The following is an 18,186-nucleotide window of genomic DNA, read 5'->3' as shown; positions in this document are numbered from 1 at the left end:
GGGCAGCAGAGCAATGCAGCAACTCAATCCTTCCGAAATAAGTGAAATTATCAAGGGCCGCATCGACAAGCTCGATGTGACCTCCCAAGCCCGTAACGAAGGCACTGTCGTCAGCGTATCTGACGGCATCGTGCGGATTCACGGTCTGGCCGACGTAATGTACGGCGAGATGATCGAGTTTCCGGGCGGCGTCTACGGTATGGCCCTCAACCTGGAGCAAGACTCCGTAGGTGCCGTTGTATTGGGCGCGTACACCAGTCTGGCCGAAGGCATGAGCGCCAAGTGCACAGGCCGCATCCTGGAAGTTCCGGTTGGTAAGGAACTGCTGGGTCGCGTTGTCGACGCACTGGGTAACCCTGTTGACGGTAAAGGTCCACTGGGCAACACCGAGACCGACGCGGTCGAGAAAGTTGCTCCAGGCGTGATCTGGCGTAAGTCGGTAGACCAGCCTGTACAGACTGGCTACAAGGCTGTCGATGCCATGATCCCAGTCGGCCGTGGCCAGCGTGAGCTGATCATCGGTGACCGTCAGATCGGTAAGACCGCTCTGGCGATCGACGCGATCATCAACCAGAAAGACAGCGGCATTTTCTGCGTCTACGTAGCGATCGGTCAGAAACAATCGACCATCGCCAACGTGGTTCGCAAGCTGGAAGAAAACGGCGCCCTGGCCAACACAATCATCGTGGCTGCCAGTGCTTCGGAATCTCCTGCGCTGCAATTCCTGGCACCGTACTCCGGTTGCACCATGGGTGAATTCTTCCGCGACCGCGGTGAAGACGCGCTGATCGTTTATGACGATCTGTCCAAGCAAGCAGTGGCTTACCGCCAGATTTCCCTGCTGCTGCGCCGTCCACCAGGCCGTGAAGCCTACCCAGGCGACGTGTTCTATCTCCACTCCCGTCTGCTGGAGCGCGCATCCCGCGTTTCCGAAGAGTACGTAGAGAAGTTCACCAACGGCGCAGTGACCGGCAAAACCGGTTCCCTGACCGCACTGCCGATCATCGAAACCCAGGCTGGCGACGTTTCCGCGTTCGTTCCGACCAACGTGATTTCCATCACCGACGGTCAGATCTTCCTGGAATCGGCCATGTTCAACTCCGGGATTCGTCCTGCTGTGAACGCCGGTGTTTCGGTATCCCGTGTGGGTGGTGCCGCTCAGACCAAGATCATCAAGAAGCTCTCCGGTGGTATCCGTACCGCTCTGGCTCAGTACCGTGAACTGGCGGCATTCGCCCAGTTCGCTTCTGACCTGGACGAAGCGACCCGTAAGCAACTTGAGCATGGTCAGCGCGTTACCGAGCTGATGAAGCAGAAGCAATACGCGCCAATGTCGATCGCTGACATGTCGCTGTCGCTGTATGCCGCTGAGCGTGGGTTCCTGACTGACGTCGAAATCGCCAAGGTCGGCAGCTTTGAACAAGCGCTGATTGCTTACTTCAACCGAGATCATGCCGATTTGATGGCCAAGATCAACGTGAAGGGTGACTTCAATGACGAAATCGACGCTGGCCTGAAAGCCGGTATCGAGAAGTTCAAGGCCACCCAAACCTGGTAAGCCGCAGCGGGAGCCGCAAGGCTCCCGCTTGCTAACCTGATAGGTGTTACATGGCAGGCGCAAAAGAGATTCGCAGTAAGATTGCGAGCATCAAAAGCACGCAAAAAATTACCAGCGCCATGGAGAAAGTGGCGGTCAGCAAAATGCGCAAGGCACAAATGCGCATGTCGGCTAGCCGTCCTTATGCGGAGCGTATCCGCCAGGTAATTGGGCATCTGGCCAACGCCAACCCGGAATACCGCCACCCGTTCATGATCGAGCGCGCCGTCAAGCGTGCAGGTTATGTGGTAGTGAGCAGTGACCGTGGTTTGTGCGGTGGTTTGAATACCAACCTGTTCAAGGCCCTGGTCAAGGACATGGCGGTAAACCGCGAAAACGGCGTCGAGATTGATCTGTGTGTTGTTGGTAGCAAGGGTGCGGCCTTTTTCCGCAACTTCGGCGGTAACGTCGTTGCAGCTATCAGCCACCTGGGTGAAGAGCCGTCGATCAATGACTTGATCGGCAGTGTGAAGGTGATGCTGGATGCATACCTGGAAGGCCGGATCGACCGCCTGTCCGTGGTATCCAACAAGTTCATCAACACCATGACCCAGCAGCCAACCGTGGAGCAATTGATTCCACTGGTGGCGACCCCGGATCAGGAACTCAAGCACCACTGGGACTACCTCTACGAACCAGACGCCAAAGAGCTGCTTGACGGCTTGATGGTGCGCTACGTGGAGTCGCAGGTGTACCAGGCGGTGGTCGAGAACAACGCAGCTGAACAAGCGGCGCGGATGATCGCGATGAAAAACGCTACCGACAACGCCGGTGATCTGATCAGCGATTTGCAGCTGATCTACAACAAGGCGCGTCAGGCTGCGATCACCCAAGAGATCTCGGAAATCGTCGGCGGCGCTGCCGCGGTTTAACGGTTCAAATATTCAGAGGATCCAGCTATGAGTAGCGGACGTATCGTTCAAATCATCGGCGCCGTTATCGACGTGGAATTCCCACGCGACAGCGTACCGAGCATCTACAACGCGCTGAAAGTACAAGGCGCGGAAACTACTCTGGAAGTTCAGCAGCAGCTGGGCGACGGCGTAGTTCGTACCATTGCGATGGGTTCCACCGAAGGCTTGAAGCGCGGTCTGGACGTTGTCGACACTGGCGCTGCCATTTCCGTACCGGTCGGTAAAGCGACCCTGGGCCGGATCATGGACGTACTGGGCAACCCGATTGACGAAGCTGGCCCGATCGATACCGAAGAGCGTTGGGGCATTCACCGTCCAGCACCTTCGTTCGCCGAGCAAGCTGGCGGCAACGACCTGCTGGAAACCGGCATCAAGGTTATCGACCTGGTTTGCCCGTTCGCCAAAGGCGGTAAAGTCGGTCTGTTTGGTGGTGCCGGTGTAGGCAAAACCGTAAACATGATGGAACTGATCCGTAACATCGCCATCGAGCACAGCGGTTATTCCGTGTTCGCCGGTGTGGGTGAGCGTACTCGTGAGGGTAACGACTTCTACCACGAGATGAAGGACTCCAACGTTCTGGACAAAGTGGCACTGGTCTACGGTCAGATGAACGAGCCGCCGGGTAACCGTCTGCGCGTAGCACTGACTGGCCTGACCATGGCCGAGAAGTTCCGTGACGAAGGTAACGACGTTCTGTTGTTCGTCGACAACATCTACCGTTACACCCTGGCCGGTACTGAAGTATCCGCACTGCTGGGCCGTATGCCTTCGGCAGTAGGTTACCAGCCGACCCTGGCTGAAGAGATGGGCGTTCTGCAAGAACGTATCACTTCGACCAAGGAAGGTTCGATCACGTCGATCCAAGCGGTATACGTACCTGCGGATGACTTGACTGACCCGTCGCCAGCGACCACCTTCGCCCACTTGGACGCCACCGTCGTACTATCCCGTGACATCGCTTCCCTGGGTATCTACCCAGCGGTCGATCCACTCGACTCGACTTCGCGCCAGCTGGACCCGAACGTGATCGGCCAGGAGCACTACGACACCGCTCGCGGCGTTCAGTACGTGCTGCAGCGTTACAAAGAGCTGAAGGACATCATTGCGATCCTGGGTATGGACGAACTGTCGGAAACCGACAAGCAGTTGGTATCCCGCGCTCGTAAGATCCAGCGCTTCTTGTCGCAGCCGTTCTTCGTGGCTGAAGTCTTCACCGGTGCCTCGGGTAAATACGTTTCCCTGAAAGACACCATTGCTGGCTTCAAAGGCATCCTCAACGGTGACTACGACCACCTGCCAGAACAAGCGTTCTACATGGTCGGCGGCATCGAAGAAGCGATCGAGAAAGCCAAGAAACTGTAATCCAGGCGCCCGGAAACGGGCGCTCATCAGGTTGAGGCAATCAGATGGCTATGACAGTCCATTGCGATATCGTCAGCGCGGAAGGGGAAATCTTCTCCGGTCTGGTAGAGATGGTAATTGCACACGGCGAGTTGGGTGACCTGGGTATTGCCTTGGGCCACGCACCGCTGATCACCAGCTTGAAGCCCGGTCCGATTACTCTGACCAAGCAGGGCGGGGAAAAGGAGGTGTTCTACATCTCTGGTGGTTTCCTCGAAGTTCAGCCGAACATGGTCAAGGTTCTTGCCGACACCGTGCAACGTGCTGGCGACCTGGATGAAGCCTCCGCTCAGGAAGCCGTCAAGGCTGCCGAGAAGGCTCTGCACGAAAAAGGTGCGGACTTCGACTACAGCGCTGCTGCTGTACGTCTGGCCGAGGCTGCAGCCCAGCTGCGCACGCTCCAGCAGATCCGCAAGAAGTAAGCGGCCAAGCCGTCATGCTTCATGCGCGATTGATTAAAAAGGGTAGCCTCGGCTACCCTTTTTCTTTTTTTGCAAAACACTTCTTTGGTCTGAAGCCGGACCGCCCAGGATTGGTAGCCATTCATGTCTCTTGAAATCGTCATTCTCGCCGCAGGTCAGGGCACCCGCATGCGTTCTTCCCTGCCCAAAGTGCTGCACCCGGTTGCGGGTAACTCCATGCTCGGCCATGTTATCCACAGCGCCCGGCAACTGGAGCCACAGCGTATTCACGTCGTGATTGGCCACGGGGCCGATGCGGTGCGTGAGCGCCTGGCAGCCGACGACTTGAATTTCGTATTGCAGGATAAGCAACTGGGCACTGGTCATGCCACCGCGCAAGCCGTGCCGTTCATCAAGGCCGACACCGTGCTGATCCTCTACGGGGATGTGCCGCTGATCGAAGTGGAAACCCTGCAGCGCCTGCTCAAGCGCGTGGTACCGGGCCAGATGGGCCTGCTCACCGTCGAGCTGGACGACCCGACCGGTTATGGCCGTATCGTGCGCGATGCCGACGGCAACGTCGCAGCCATCGTCGAACATAAAGATGCCAGTGATGCACAACGGGCGATTACTGAAGGCAACACCGGCATCCTTGCGGTACCGGCCGATCGTCTGGCGGACTGGATGGGCCGCCTGTCGAACAACAACGTTCAGGGCGAGTACTACCTGACAGACGTGATTGAAATGGCCGTCAGCGATGGCTTGGTGGTTGCCACCGAGCAGCCCCACGACCCGATGGAAGTGCAGGGCGCCAACGACCGCAAGCAACTGGCAGAACTGGAGCGTCACTACCAACTGCGCGAAGGCCGCCGCCTGATGGCGCAGGGTGTGACACTGCGTGACCCGGCGCGTTTCGACGTACGGGGCGAAGTCACCGTGGGCCGTGACGTGCTGATTGATATCAACGTGATCCTAGAAGGCCGCGTGATCATCGAAGACGACGTGGTGATTGGCCCGAACTGCGTGATCAAGGACAGCACCCTGCGCAAAGGCGTGGTGGTCAAGGCCAACAGCCATATCGACGGTGCGGTGATGGGTGAAGCCAGCGATGCGGGGCCATTTGCGCGGTTGCGCCCGGGCAGCGTGTTGGGCGCCAGGGCCCATGTGGGTAACTTTGTTGAGCTGAAAAACGCACGGATGGGCGACGATGCGAAGGCAGGGCACCTGGCCTACCTCGGCGATGCAGTGATCGGGGCCCGCAGCAACATTGGCGCCGGCGCCATTACCTGCAATTACGACGGTGCCAACAAATATCAGACGACGATTGGTGAAGACGTCTTTATCGGCTCCAATAATTCACTGGTTGCGCCCGTCACCATTGGCGATGGTTCAAACACCGCGGCAGGCTCAACCATCAACCAGGATGTGGATAAGTCGCAATTGGCAGTGGCCCGCGCCCGCCAACGCAACATCGACGGCTGGAAACGCCCAGTCAAAATCAAAAAGACCTGAGTTATCCACAACCTCATTAGCAACGCCATTCCATTGTGGGAGCGGGCTTGCTCGCGAAGACGGAGTGTCAGTCACTGAACGTGTATCTGATGCACCGCTTTCGCGAGCAAGCCCGCTCCCACATTGGATCTATGTTGTTTTCAAAAAAGTGCACCCGCCGCTTGACGATTTCCCGTCAATAGGTTTTGATTGCCTTCGTTATCTTTCGAACCGAAACTTATCATCACCATGTCGAAACGAAATACACCACAACGACGCCACAACATCCTCACCTTGCTCAACGAGCAGGGCGAGGTGAGCGTGGACGAATTGGCCAAACGTTTCGAAACCTCCGAAGTGACCATCCGCAAGGACCTGGCCGCGCTGGAAAGCAACGGCTTGCTGCTGCGTCGCTACGGTGGCGCCATCACCATGCCCCAGGAACTGGTCGGCGATCCTGCCCAACCGATTTCTGTGCATAAGCGCGCCATCGCCCGTGCGGCGGTCAAGCGCTTGCGTGAACACGCACGGATCATTATCGACAGTGGCAGCACCACCGCCGCGATGATCCCGGAGCTGGGCCATCAGCCCGGCCTGGTGGTGATGACCAACTCCCTGCATGTGGCCAGTGCCCTGAGTGAGTTGGAGCATGAGCCGGTGCTGTTGATGACCGGCGGCACCTGGGACCCGCACTCGGACTCGTTCCAGGGGCAGGTCGCCGAACAAGTGCTGCGTTCCTATGACTTCGACCAACTGTTTATAGGCGCTGACGGCATCGACCTGCAGCGCGGTACCACCACCTTCAATGAATTGCTGGGCCTGAGCCGAGTGATGGCCGAAGTCGCCCGTGAAGTGGTGGTGATGGTCGAATCCGACAAGATCGGCCGCAAGATCCCCAACCTGGAACTGCCCTGGAGCAGCGTCCATACCCTTATTACCGATGATCGCCTGCCGCTTGAGGCCCGCGACCAGATTCAAGCCCGCGGCATTACGCTGATTTGCGCGGCAGTCATCTAGGAGAGAAACCATGTGTGGAATTGTAGGCGCAGTCGCTGAACGAAACGTTACCGCCATTTTGCTCGAAGGCCTCAAGCGCCTGGAATACCGCGGCTACGACAGTGCCGGCGTGGCGGTCTTCAGCAACGCGGGCAAGCTGGAGCGCATGCGTCGTCCGGGCAAAGTCAGCGAACTGGAACAGGCCCTGGCCGGTGAGCCCCTGGCGGGCCGTCTGGGCATCGCCCACACCCGCTGGGCGACCCACGGTGCACCGTGCGAGCGCAATGCACACCCACATTTCTCCGGTGATATTGCGGTGGTGCACAACGGCATCATCGAAAACCACGAAGTGCTGCGTGAACAACTCAAGGGCCTGGGCTACGTCTTTACCTCGGACACCGACACCGAAGTCATCGCCCACCTGCTCAACCACAAGCTCAAGGACCACAGTGACCTGACCACCGCCCTCAAGGCCACGGTCAAGGAACTGCATGGCGCCTACGGCCTGGCTGTGATCAGCGCCAGCCAACCGGACCGTGTGGTTGCCGCTCGTAGTGGCAGCCCATTGGTGATTGGTCTGGGCCTGGGGGAGAACTTCCTCGCCTCTGATCAACTGGCCTTGCGTCAGGTCACCGACCGCTTCATGTACCTGGAAGAAGGCGATATCGCCGACATCCGCCGTGAAAGCGTGGCGATCTGGGACGTCGACGGCAACTCCGTCGAGCGCGAAGCTGTGCAGTACCGCGACGGCGCCGAAGCTGCCGACAAGGGTGAGTTCCGCCACTTCATGCTCAAGGAAATCCACGAGCAACCGGCCGTGGTGCAACGCACCCTGGAAGGCCGTCTTGGCGACAAGCAAGTCCTGGTTAACGCCTTCGGCCCGCAAGCCGCCGAGCTGTTCGCCAAAGTGCGCAATGTGCAGATCGTCGCCTGTGGCACCAGCTACCACGCCGGCATGGTCGCCCGTTACTGGCTGGAAGAACTGGCCGGCATCCCGTGCCAGGTCGAAGTAGCCAGTGAGTTCCGCTACCGCAAGGTGGTGGTTCAGCCCGATACCCTGTTCGTCACCATTTCCCAATCCGGCGAGACCGCCGACACCCTGGCGGCCCTGCGCAATGCCAAAGAGCTGGGATACCTGGCGAGCCTGGCGATCTGCAACGTCAGCATCAGCTCCCTGGTGCGTGAGTCCGACCTGACCCTGCTGACCCAGGCCGGCCGCGAAATCGGTGTAGCCTCCACCAAGGCCTTCACCACCCAATTGGTGGGCCTGCTGCTGTTGACCCTGTCCCTTGGCCAGGTGCGCGGCACATTGGCTGCAGGTGTGGAAGCCATCCTGGTAGAAGAACTGCGTCGCCTGCCCACCCGCCTGGGCGAAGCACTGGCCATGGACAGCACCGTAGAGAAAGTCGCCGAACTGTTTGCCGACAAGAACCACACCCTGTTCCTCGGCCGTGGCGCGCAATACCCAGTGGCAATGGAAGGCTCCCTGAAACTCAAGGAAATCTCCTATATCCACGCTGAAGCCTACCCTGCCGGCGAGCTGAAGCACGGCCCATTGGCCCTGGTGGACGACGACATGCCTGTGGTCACCGTGGCGCCGAACAATGAACTGTTGGAAAAGCTCAAGTCCAACCTGCAGGAAGTACGCGCCCGTGGTGGTCAACTGATCGTGTTCGCCGACGAAAAGGCCGGTATGACCAACGGCGAAGGCACCCATGTGATCAACATGCCGCACATCCACGACACCCTGTCGCCGATCCTCTACACCATCCCGCTGCAGTTGCTGTCGTACTACGTGGCGGTGCTCAAGGGCACGGACGTTGACCAGCCGCGTAACTTGGCCAAGTCGGTGACGGTCGAGTAACGTTTAGCGGTCACGAGAAAGGGTTGTGGCTACTAACAATAAAGATTGACACTTAACAATAAAGATTGACACGCCGTAACATAGATTGACACAAGGCCGAAACCCCCGTATTTACGGGGTTTTCCATTTTTTGGCTGAGCCATCGGTCTAGATTCTCCGCTTCGTTCCGCTCCGGGAGTAGGCTAAAGAGGGCTGTACCATGAACAGGTGGTGGGCGATTTTTTCCTATAACTATTTTTCAGGGCGAGGAGAGGCGGTCCCGGCGGACGAAGGAGGTAGCATTGCGCGGTCGTAGGTTTTCGTCTGAGACAGATATTCAGCGGCATATTTCGAATGGATTCGGTAGCGGAGCTGGTGCCAGTTATCTGCCGTGGCTGCGCGTCCAAGACGTGCCTTCCAGAGGACGCTCCCACAAGATCCAAGGTGTGAAGATCGATCGCCTCCATCACTTCTTTTCCGACCTAGAGCGCGCCTATTTTTTGGTATGTGAATTTTCGGAAAATGTTGTGGATATACGCGAGCAGTATCCATTGCTACCGCGAGAAAGTGCTCAAGCAATCGCGAGCTCTATGGGAGTGCGATACCCGAAGTATCCGAAGACAGTGCTTCCTTACGTTATGACCACGGATTTTTTATTAACGATAAAAAAGCCCGATGGCAGCTTTAAATCCGTAGCCAGAACAATTAAATACCGCACTGACCTCGAAGGCAAAAAAGCCAGGAGGACGTTGGAAAAATTTGAGATCGAAAAGCGTTTCTGGACTGGCCAACACGTTGATTGGGCCATTGTCACTGAAGAAATGTTCAGCCCCGATTTGATCAAGAATTTAGGCTTACTCAGGAAGTTCGCTCAACTGCCGCGCGCCTTGGCAGAGCCATCATTACACACAGATTTTCTGGGGCACTTAGCGAGCTGTCGTCCCTACCCGTGGAGTACTGCTGAATCTCTGCGAAAGATTGCCGCACGTTTATTTATCTCCTATCAAGACTCTCGGGCTTTATATCATCACCTGATATGGGCTAAGTCGATCAAGGTAGATTTGGTTGGTACTCCCATTCAAATGACTGCGCCACTACCAACATTTGAAATCATTGAGAAACCAATGAAAATTTCACTGACGGCGGAGGGCCTATCATGAAAGTCCAAGTCAATGATTGTTTCGAACCGCTTACTGAGTTTTCCGTCGTGCCGGGCTTCGTTAGGGTCTTGTACCTCAATGAGCGATACGATGCGGTCGTTTTGATCCAATTAACGGATCCGCCCCGCCAGCCGATTGGTTTAGGCCTGGAGGAGCTTCGCGGATCCGTCATTGCAGGTGATACGAAGCTAGCCAAGGTCGTTACGCCTGAGTTTCTCTTAGTGTTAGAGGATGACTTGGATGAGAAAAAGAAGCGGGAAAGGGATGAAAAGTGGAACATCATCGCACCCCTGATCGACTCAGATTATCCAGGTCAGATATTCGCTCCTGGTGAGATGGGTCAAATGGTCGGCGCTAGAGCTGTTGAGCTCGGTATACAGCGCAAGAGCATCTATCGACTTCTGTACCGTTACTGGATCAATGGCCAAGTTCGAAATGCGCTCTTGAAAAACTATGCGGGCGTCGGAGTTCCTGAGCGCAAGTATGATCCCGCAAAGCCCCCAGGTAGGAAGCCAAGGTATCAAGGTATTGCCGTTTCACCGACCAAGGTTATCGATGCCGTGGATAAGCGCTGTATCCGTATCGGCTACTCGTTATTTGTCGGGGATAAGACTTCTACGATAACCAACGCCTATGTTGAGATGCTCAGGAGGTTCTATACCGCGAAAGACCTGTCGAAAAATCCAGAATCAGGCGGTCGTTTGCTACCCGAATCGGAAATTCCTTCCTTTAGACAGTTCGATTATTGGGGAAAGCAATATTTCGACGAGGTTGAAACTGAACGTGGCCGTAAGGGAATGCGTAAGTGGCTAAAAGATTGCCGCCCCCTTTCTGGAACCGTCCGTGACTGGCTTCGTGGCCCCTGCCATCAGTTTGAGATCGATGCCACCATTGCGGACATTTATCTCGTGAACGGATACTCCAGGCGAATGCTCATTGGACGGCCGGTTGTGTACGTCGTCATTGATAGCTTTTCCGGCATGATCGTCGGTCTCTACATCGGATTAGAGGGCCCGAGTTGGAACGGAGCCAGGCAAGCGCTTTTCAACGCTTTCACTTCGAAGGTTGAGTTTTGCGCTACCAATGGGGTCACAATCGATTCAGGGGAATGGGCCTGTCATCACCTCCCACATCACATCTACGCTGATCGAGGCGAGATGTTGGGGAAAGCAGCTGAGGGTCTTGCCACTGGCCTGAATATCGAGCTGGGAATCGCTCCGCCTTACCGCCCTGACTGGAAGTCGATGGTTGAGAGCCGGTTCGGTATCCTGAACAACCTGACAGGCATCAGGTGGCTTCCTGGTGGTGTAGCTGCTAGGGAGAAGGAACGTGGCGAGCGAGATTACCGACTCGATGCAACGCTGAGCATTAAAGAGTTCACCAAGATTATCATCCAGTGTGTCCTTCACTATAACCGCTTCAACAGGCAGCCCGACAGGCTCACTCAAGAGATGATGAACGACGGTGTCGATCCGACGCCGTCAGGTATCTGGACTTGGGCATTAGAAAATGGTCATGTCGAACCAAACAATCATCCCGACGAGCTGGTCTATCTCCATTTGCTTCCGCGCGAGCAAGCGACGGTGCAAAAGGGTGGTGTGCTATTCCGAGGGATGCACTATGTCTGTGATGTAGCGATCGAGAACAACTGGTTTGCGAAGGCCCGTAGCCGCGGGGTTTGGTCGATAGAGTGTTGGTATGACCCAAATTCCTCAGCACATATCTGGATTCGGGGAGACAACAAACAGTTCATCCGTTGCGATTTGCGTAAGTCTGATAGCAAGTATGCTGGTTATCGATCCGATGAGATTTTCGATCTGCTCGAAGCTTACCGCCAGACTCCACCGACTCATAAACGCGCTGAGTTGGAGAGTCGGATTTCGCTGCTGGAGGAAGTTAATCAAGTCGTCAGCGGTGCGATCGCTGAGCGAAATGATGAGCCAGCGCCTGCGACCAAAGCTGAGATGATTGGAAATATTCGTGAGAATCGCGCCGTTGAGCGCCTCAAGGAGCGTGAGACCGCCCATGTGCCAGAGGGTGTAAGGATTGAATCGCCTGTGCTCAAGACAGAGATCTCCCAAGATCGCTCAGAAAACTTTGCCGGCCCTCGCAGCGCTCAGGTTATCGATATGCTCAAACGCCTGCGCCCAGGACAAAACTCATGAAAGGCGCCCAAGTTTTCGCAAGCTACACGAAGCAGGCGATAGCGGACTACGCGGGAAATCCACTCATCGAAGCGCTGCCACCGATCTTCTCAGAAGAGGTGGCAATGCAACTAATCTCGAACTTCCCCCGTCCTGTTGATCCAGAAGAGCTGACCCTCGACCGATCGACTCGGGTTCACTGCATCGACCGGTTGAGAACGGTGGTCCAGCCTTTGTTGGTCCACATGGATCTGGAGTCCGTATTTTCATTGCTGGTACGACGTGGGTACGTCGGACGCAACCCGACCTCTCCAGACACTGTCAGACATCTTCACTCACTTTCGGGCGCACAGCGCTACCACGATGGATTTAAGTCCACTGCCGAAACGTTCAGTCTGGTTGGCCTTAGTGGCATTGGAAAGTCCACCGCACTCGAAGCCATTTTGAGTCTCTACCCTCAAACGATTCGCCACGAGCGTTATGAAGGAAAGCAGTTCGTTCATACCCAGATCACCTGGCTCAAGCTTGACTGCCCCCGAGATGGTTCGCTGGCAGGCTTCTGTCAGCAATTTTTCTATGCGGTCGGGCGAGCTTTAGGTGATGAGGATTACTACAAGCGGTATAGGGCTCGGAACATCAATGACTCGTTGCAACAAATGGAACAGGTTGCGAGTACATTTTTCATCGGAGCTTTGCTGATCGACGAACTTCAGAACCTGCACCTCGCGAAAACTGGGGGCAAGGACAACATGCTGAATTTCTTCCTCCATCTAGTGAACAACATCGGAATTCCTGTGGTGTTCATCGGGACAAATTCGATGATCAGCCTATTTTCGGACGTCATGCGCAACGCAAGGCGTTGCTGCGGCGTCGGGGTACTCGAATTTAAACGTTTTGAGAAGGACGATGACGAGTGGCGCATGCTTGTTGAAAACCTCTGGAGCTATCAGTGGTACCAGCAGCCGGTCGAACTGACAGAGGATGTGTTTGATGCGCTGTATGAGCATACACAAGGGGTCACCGACTTTTTGGTGAAGCTTTTGGTGCTCAGTCAAAGGTATGCGATCCAGAGTGGTTCGGAATGCGTTACCGCCGAGACAATTGCGTTGGTGAGCAACACCAAGATGCAGATATTGAAGCCAGCTTTGTCCGCTCTGCGAAGCCGAGATCCGAAACGGATGCGGCAGTTCGATGATTTGCTTCCGATTGAAGACCAACTAAGCGACATGATGGCGTTCGATGGTGTGGCTCGGCCGGAGCGACTGGCATTGCTGCGCAGTGTCATCAGTCGCAGCGACAATAGTGCTACCAAACCTAATGTGGCGGCCGTTAACCAAGTCAAATCGCAGTCACCTGCGGCGGTGGCGGTTGAGACCTCAGAGGCACAGGCGCTAAGTGAAAGTGAAGACTCCATTGAGGCGTTGAAGAGCGCCGGTTGGATAAGCAGTGATCTCTTTGAGTTTTCTCCGTTGTATCGGAAGGGGTGAATTAAGGGTGACGAAATGGGGCTCAAATTCCATTTCTTTCCGGCCGTTTTCCACGATGAGACGCTTCACAGCGTTCTCTCAAGATACGCCCGGCTCTGTGGCGTACGTAGTTGCGCAGCAGTTTTCGATGGAGCGCAGTCCGCGAAATGCTTTTCGCAGAACGTTGCTTTTCCATGTCGACTAGCTGAGCTTGTCGAGGCGCTGCCGTGTGATACAGGCTTATCGCTAGCCGCTGTTATAAAGCGCCATACGCAACTGCCCTACTACGAACCTTTTTTGACCCCGCAACAGGTGGACGACGCCAATATCTTGATGGCGGGAAACGGCAAGGGGTTGATGCTAAGGTTGGGGTTAATCGCGAGCCGACTCGAGTTTGCTTCGAGAGTGCGATTTTGCTTCGACTGTGTCCAACAGGACATGGCCTGTGTGGGAGCAGCGTACTGGCACCGTGTGCATCAGCTTCCAGGCGTTTTGATCTGTCCCCACCATGGAACCCCGTTGAGGTTCCTTGATTACCGCTGGTTGAGCAGAAACTCTCGAAGAATGCATTTACCGGACGATGAGGACGTTCAGTCTCACTCCATTTCGCTAGACATCCCTCAAAATCTACAAAGTGCTCTGCAAGAAATAGCGCAGCGTTCGATGCAGGTGCTTGAGACCGATGTTCCGCCATTATGTCCTGATGCGATTCGCTCGGTGTTTCTGGATAGCGCTATTGCCTTGAAAATGGCTTCCGATACTGGTCGGCTGCACTTAGGCATTTTGGCGCGACACATGTCTGCGTTCTTTGAGGCGCTCCCCTCCTCAGGGGAATACTCGATACTGAGCAAGTCGTCTGCGGATATACCGGCGGCCTGGATTGTGAAGCTTTTGCGTAAGCCGAGGGGCACCCATCATCCGCTGAAATTCATCCTGCTGGCCTGTGCGCTCAAGGTCGATATGGAAAGGATACTGCGGCCAAACGGGCCTATTACCGAGTCGCTTAGTCGAACAGCCAATAGCGAAACTCCTGGTGGACGAGCTGCCAACAGATCTCCAACCAATCGCTCAAGCACCAATGAGTATATGAGTGAGGCATCTGAAACGATCTGGACGCTGGCGCTCATGGGGGCTAACGCTAAGACCATAGCGTCAGAAACAAGGAGCTCGGTTACATGCGTCTACCGAATGATACGCGCGATTTCGTATGGACCTGACCTATGGAAAGAGGCGAGGCTTTCGAAACTGCTGGTTGATAGGAGGAACCGATTTGACGGGGAATACAGAGCTCGCCTAGCTCATGAGTGTCGAGATTATGTGTGGCTTCATCGAAACGATCGGCAATGGCTGTCCGAGCTTACACAAGAGCCAGGAAAAGCCCACAGACCGCGCGGACAGCAGGCAGAAAGATTCAAAGACCTCGACCTTGACCTTGCCAACGAAGTGGTTCAATGCGCTGAAATGTTACGAGCGCTTCCAGGTAAACCTGTCCGCATCTCACGGACAAAAATAGGCAGAGAGCTTCATGTGTTATCTAGGTTTGAAAAGCAGCTCAACAAGCTGCCGCACTGTGCGGCTGCACTGGCAGCCGAATGCGAAACCCTTGATGCATTCCATCGGCGGCGCCTGAGCTGGGCCGAGCGGAAGCTAAAACTTGACGGCAAGCCAATCACTCAATCAGCGCTGTATCGAACAGCGTGTCTCAGAAAACTCCAAATATGAGTGAAGGCACCCTGATCCGCGTATGAATATTGCTCTGTAACGCCGTCGGCACAAGCCTCTATATATATGAGCTGTGCGTGGATTCGATGTGTGAATTTTGACGAGGCGTGCAGTGAAAGTATTTATATGTGTGGTGTATTGTATTTTGACTTTGGCGTAAAAACTGCTGTTTTCTAATAAAACAGTTGCTGGCTGTTCGCTACTGTATGGCGTTCATTTTTAAAATCCTTACCCGGGTACACGGTGATATGTGATAAAAGAACACCATCCACAGGACTCGCGTCCTACCAGACCCACGCTAGAAAGTCGGCTACTCATGTCCAGTATTCTGTTTTTCCCAATGTCTATGCCAGACGAGACACTATTATCTCGTATTACGAGATACCATTTTTTGTCCGGAAACAAAACCGAGGCAGAAACTTTCCGTGATCTTTTTGGCGTTGCGCCATTCCAACTATCTATCATACCAAAGCAATTAGAAAACCTTGCTTCTCGATTGCCGGGAGTTAAAGAAGGCAACTTGGCTGAGTTGCTTGAGATTAACACTACGTTCCCAGCCTACAAACCTTTTATAGGATTATCAAAAGAATCCTCTAAGGAATTTGACAAGGTTTTATCTGATGTCGCTCGAGTGCCTAGGAGAGAAGGTACGAGGAATAGCAGAGCTAAAATTTGCTTGGCCTGTGTGCAGGCCGACCTCATAGAGTGTGGCTACGCATATTGGCACCGAGCTCATCATGTACCGGGCGTTACAGCGTGCTGGCGACACGGTGAAGAACTTCTTAAATCTTGCCCTAATTGCTCTCACCCTTTCTATCGTAAAAACCGATTGTTACCGGGGTTGACCGATGATTGTGCTTGCGGGTGGAACGCTGTTAAACCTACGAACCGCTCACTCGCCTCAAATGAAGAGCGCGAGTTTGCAGTTTTTGTAAATGATATTCTGCAACGCAATCTGCCATCGATAGAATATACGGTTTTGGCTGCTTGTTATCGGCGTCAAGCAAAGAAGCAAGGGTTTGTTCATGGGAACCTAATTGGCACAGCTAAATTATTTAGCAGTATTCGTGATAAGTTCAGCGATGAAATTATTTCGAAAATTGATTTGGCATACGCAGCTGGAATTCGAAGTCAATGGATTAGGCTATCGACAACAAGAGGTCAAATTGATATGCCGTTGGCAAGGCATCTTTTAATATCTCTCCATCTTTTTGGATGTGCAGAAAAGTTTGAGAAATGCTTGGCAGAAGAGTCTCTACTTGCTAGCTCGGCAAACCCGACGGTCCGTCTTAAAGAGAAAACTTTGCCAGAACATAAGAAAAAGGCTTATCGAGAAAAAATCTCAATGCTACTTGAAGTGAAGCCAGGCATTGGTATGGACTATCTTTGGGTAAGTGCTTATCAAGTAACCCGTTGGCTCAACGAAAACGATAAGGACTGGTTGTTGAGTAAAATTACAGGGAACTTAATGCAGAAGAGTAGTGTCGAGCCGGTGGTAAATGATGAGGACGAAAAATACGCAACTATTCTTATAGAGGGCGTTGAGAACTTGTACCGCATCACCCAAAAACAGGTGCGAGTAAATATCAGTAACATGCTTGCACTTTTGCCGCGAAAAGTAAGTAGGGAGCGTGCGACTCGTAAGTCTTTCCCATTGCTGTCAGCTCAACTTGAACTTCATCTTGAGTCTCTTTGGCATTTTAGGTTACGGAGATTTATATGGACGATGTCGGAGATCGCGAGGCTTAAGTTACCCCCAAACAACTCCAGCTTGAGATTATTGACAACAGTGCCTCATGTGGCCTGCCAGGCTCTCATAAATCACTTCGAGTGGGATTTAGACAGCATGGTTAAGGACGGCATTAAGGTTGACGTTATGCTTAGAAATACCGGTGTCTCGCGGCAATGGGAAGGGCCACCAGGTTATGATATTCCCATGGGTGGCAATGCATACATGGAGATGATCGCGTCCAATTCAAAGCTCCAGTAGATATTTTTATGGCGTGGCGCAGTTGCTCTGGATCCGGTGATTTTTGTGGCTTATTGCTGGGCGTTGGATGTCATTGTTAATACCGACGCCTATTGCGTATTGATCGGGCATTGGATGTGCACCGATAGCAGCGGTTTACGCATATACGGGATTTATGCCGCAGAAGCAGATATCGCTCACGTACCGCAGACACCGGCATCTATTTTGACGTCGGATTCAAGCATGAGCAATGGCATAAATCAGACCATAGCTAAAGGGCTAAACGTTAGCTTTTGAGCAGATGAGCCAAGTTTTGCGTGCTGTTCATCGGGGTTTAAGTCGGGCGATTTACGGGCAGCTATGCTGACTGGTGTGATTAATCATTCGACTCGATTTATGAAGTGGGTCGGAGGGATGAATGAATCTGGCGGGCCTAGCAGAACTGGTTTCTGGTGGTGAAAAAATACCTGGATGTGAGCTTCCTCATTCAGACGCCGTGGCTCTGATCGGATCTTACTTCCCTGGACGGACCTATTGCCTAGTCGCTGACTGGATAATGGTTGATTTAGTGGTCTCCCCCCGTCAGTTAAAGGTCGTTGTTAGAGGAGGAGTTACTCCTACACTGGTCAACACTTTGTTTGTTCTCCACGATAGCTGAGGACGTTTCCATCGCGCCCGCTGGGTAAGAACCTCATTGGGAGTTTCCTTCACCCACGATTGCCTGTTCGAGACCAAAAATACCGTTTATGTGTTGATGGGACCCGGCCGAAGGGTACAGACGGACCTAGATGTCGCTTTGAGCCTGTACTGAGAGTCACGGACGCGTAATGTGGTATTTATCGACGCTCAATGTTTTGGGCGCCGTCCCACTCAACCATCGCGGTACTGTCTCGGTGCTTACTGAGACATGGCGTTCGTAACAATCGTCCCCAGAACCAGGCCTATAGCGGAGTGGCGACACATGACCATTACCCGGACTATCGTCCAGACAGTCGAGTTCTTGTGTGACCTGTCTTGAGATCAAACCCTCCAAAAATCTGTTCTTCAGTAGGTAAAAGGCCTCCTGCGCATTACCTAGAACC

General features: G+C 54.1%; 12 protein-coding genes and 2 pseudogenes. All 14 read left to right on the top strand.

All coding sequences use genetic code 11. The annotated features are described in order from the left end of the window. Positions 1–13 precede the first annotated feature (13 nt). A complete protein-coding gene (gene atpA, locus K1X80_RS01145) occupies positions 14–1,558 on the top strand; it encodes a F0F1 ATP synthase subunit alpha (RefSeq protein ID WP_029290137.1) in 1,545 nt (514 codons plus the stop codon). 50 nt (positions 1,559–1,608) lie between these two features. Further along, positions 1,609–2,469 carry a F0F1 ATP synthase subunit gamma gene (gene atpG, locus K1X80_RS01140; RefSeq protein WP_057439299.1) on the top strand — a complete coding sequence of 287 codons (861 nt, stop codon included), beginning with the start codon at positions 1,609–1,611 and terminating at the stop codon, positions 2,467–2,469. Between the two features lie 27 nt (positions 2,470–2,496). Further along, positions 2,497–3,873, top strand: a complete 1,377-nt coding sequence (gene atpD / locus K1X80_RS01135; RefSeq protein WP_015886645.1) for a F0F1 ATP synthase subunit beta — start codon at positions 2,497–2,499, stop codon at positions 3,871–3,873. A gap of 44 nt (positions 3,874–3,917) precedes the next feature. Next, positions 3,918–4,334, top strand: a complete 417-nt coding sequence (locus K1X80_RS01130) for a F0F1 ATP synthase subunit epsilon (RefSeq protein ID WP_057439300.1) — start codon at positions 3,918–3,920, stop codon at positions 4,332–4,334. A gap of 123 nt (positions 4,335–4,457) precedes the next feature. Continuing rightward, a complete protein-coding gene (gene glmU / locus K1X80_RS01125; protein ID WP_128593101.1) occupies positions 4,458–5,825 on the top strand; it encodes a bifunctional UDP-N-acetylglucosamine diphosphorylase/glucosamine-1-phosphate N-acetyltransferase GlmU in 1,368 nt (455 codons plus the stop codon). Between the two features lie 228 nt (positions 5,826–6,053). Further along, complete coding sequence (locus tag K1X80_RS01120; protein WP_029290123.1) at positions 6,054–6,821, top strand: DeoR/GlpR family DNA-binding transcription regulator; 768 nt, start codon at positions 6,054–6,056, stop codon at positions 6,819–6,821. 10 nt (positions 6,822–6,831) lie between these two features. Beyond that, positions 6,832–8,664 carry a glutamine--fructose-6-phosphate transaminase (isomerizing) gene (gene glmS / locus K1X80_RS01115; protein ID WP_057961234.1) on the top strand — a complete coding sequence of 611 codons (1,833 nt, stop codon included), beginning with the start codon at positions 6,832–6,834 and terminating at the stop codon, positions 8,662–8,664. A gap of 281 nt (positions 8,665–8,945) precedes the next feature. Then, positions 8,946–9,803: a TnsA endonuclease N-terminal domain-containing protein gene (locus K1X80_RS01110; RefSeq protein WP_220172617.1), complete on the top strand. Its 858-nt coding sequence runs from the start codon at positions 8,946–8,948 to the stop codon at positions 9,801–9,803. Next, positions 9,800–11,968, top strand: a complete 2,169-nt coding sequence (locus K1X80_RS01105) for a Mu transposase C-terminal domain-containing protein (RefSeq protein WP_032857197.1) — start codon at positions 9,800–9,802, stop codon at positions 11,966–11,968. Before K1X80_RS01110 ends, K1X80_RS01105 begins: the two co-directional genes overlap by 4 nt. Further along, positions 11,965–13,434, top strand: a complete 1,470-nt coding sequence (locus K1X80_RS01100) for an ATP-binding protein (protein ID WP_032857199.1) — start codon at positions 11,965–11,967, stop codon at positions 13,432–13,434. Before K1X80_RS01105 ends, K1X80_RS01100 begins: the two co-directional genes overlap by 4 nt. Before the next feature lie 15 nt (positions 13,435–13,449). Beyond that, a pseudogene (locus K1X80_RS28355) lies at positions 13,450–13,923 on the top strand (TniQ family protein); the annotation flags it as partial. Positions 13,924–13,977: 54 nt separating this feature from the next. Then, positions 13,978–15,135: a TnsD family Tn7-like transposition protein gene (locus K1X80_RS01095; protein WP_306108736.1), complete on the top strand. Its 1,158-nt coding sequence runs from the start codon at positions 13,978–13,980 to the stop codon at positions 15,133–15,135. Positions 15,136–15,451: 316 nt separating this feature from the next. Further along, a complete protein-coding gene (locus tag K1X80_RS01090; protein ID WP_080761983.1) occupies positions 15,452–17,125 on the top strand; it encodes a TniQ family protein in 1,674 nt (557 codons plus the stop codon). 397 nt (positions 17,126–17,522) lie between these two features. After that, positions 17,523–17,915: pseudogene (locus K1X80_RS28430) on the top strand (DUF6957 family protein). Positions 17,916–18,186 lie beyond the last annotated feature (271 nt).

It is taken from the genome of Pseudomonas sp. So3.2b, from assembly GCF_019464415.1.
Taxonomy (GTDB): Bacteria; Pseudomonadota; Gammaproteobacteria; order Pseudomonadales; family Pseudomonadaceae; genus Aquipseudomonas; species Aquipseudomonas shahriarae.
This window is presented reverse-complemented; position numbering and strand designations above follow the sequence as displayed.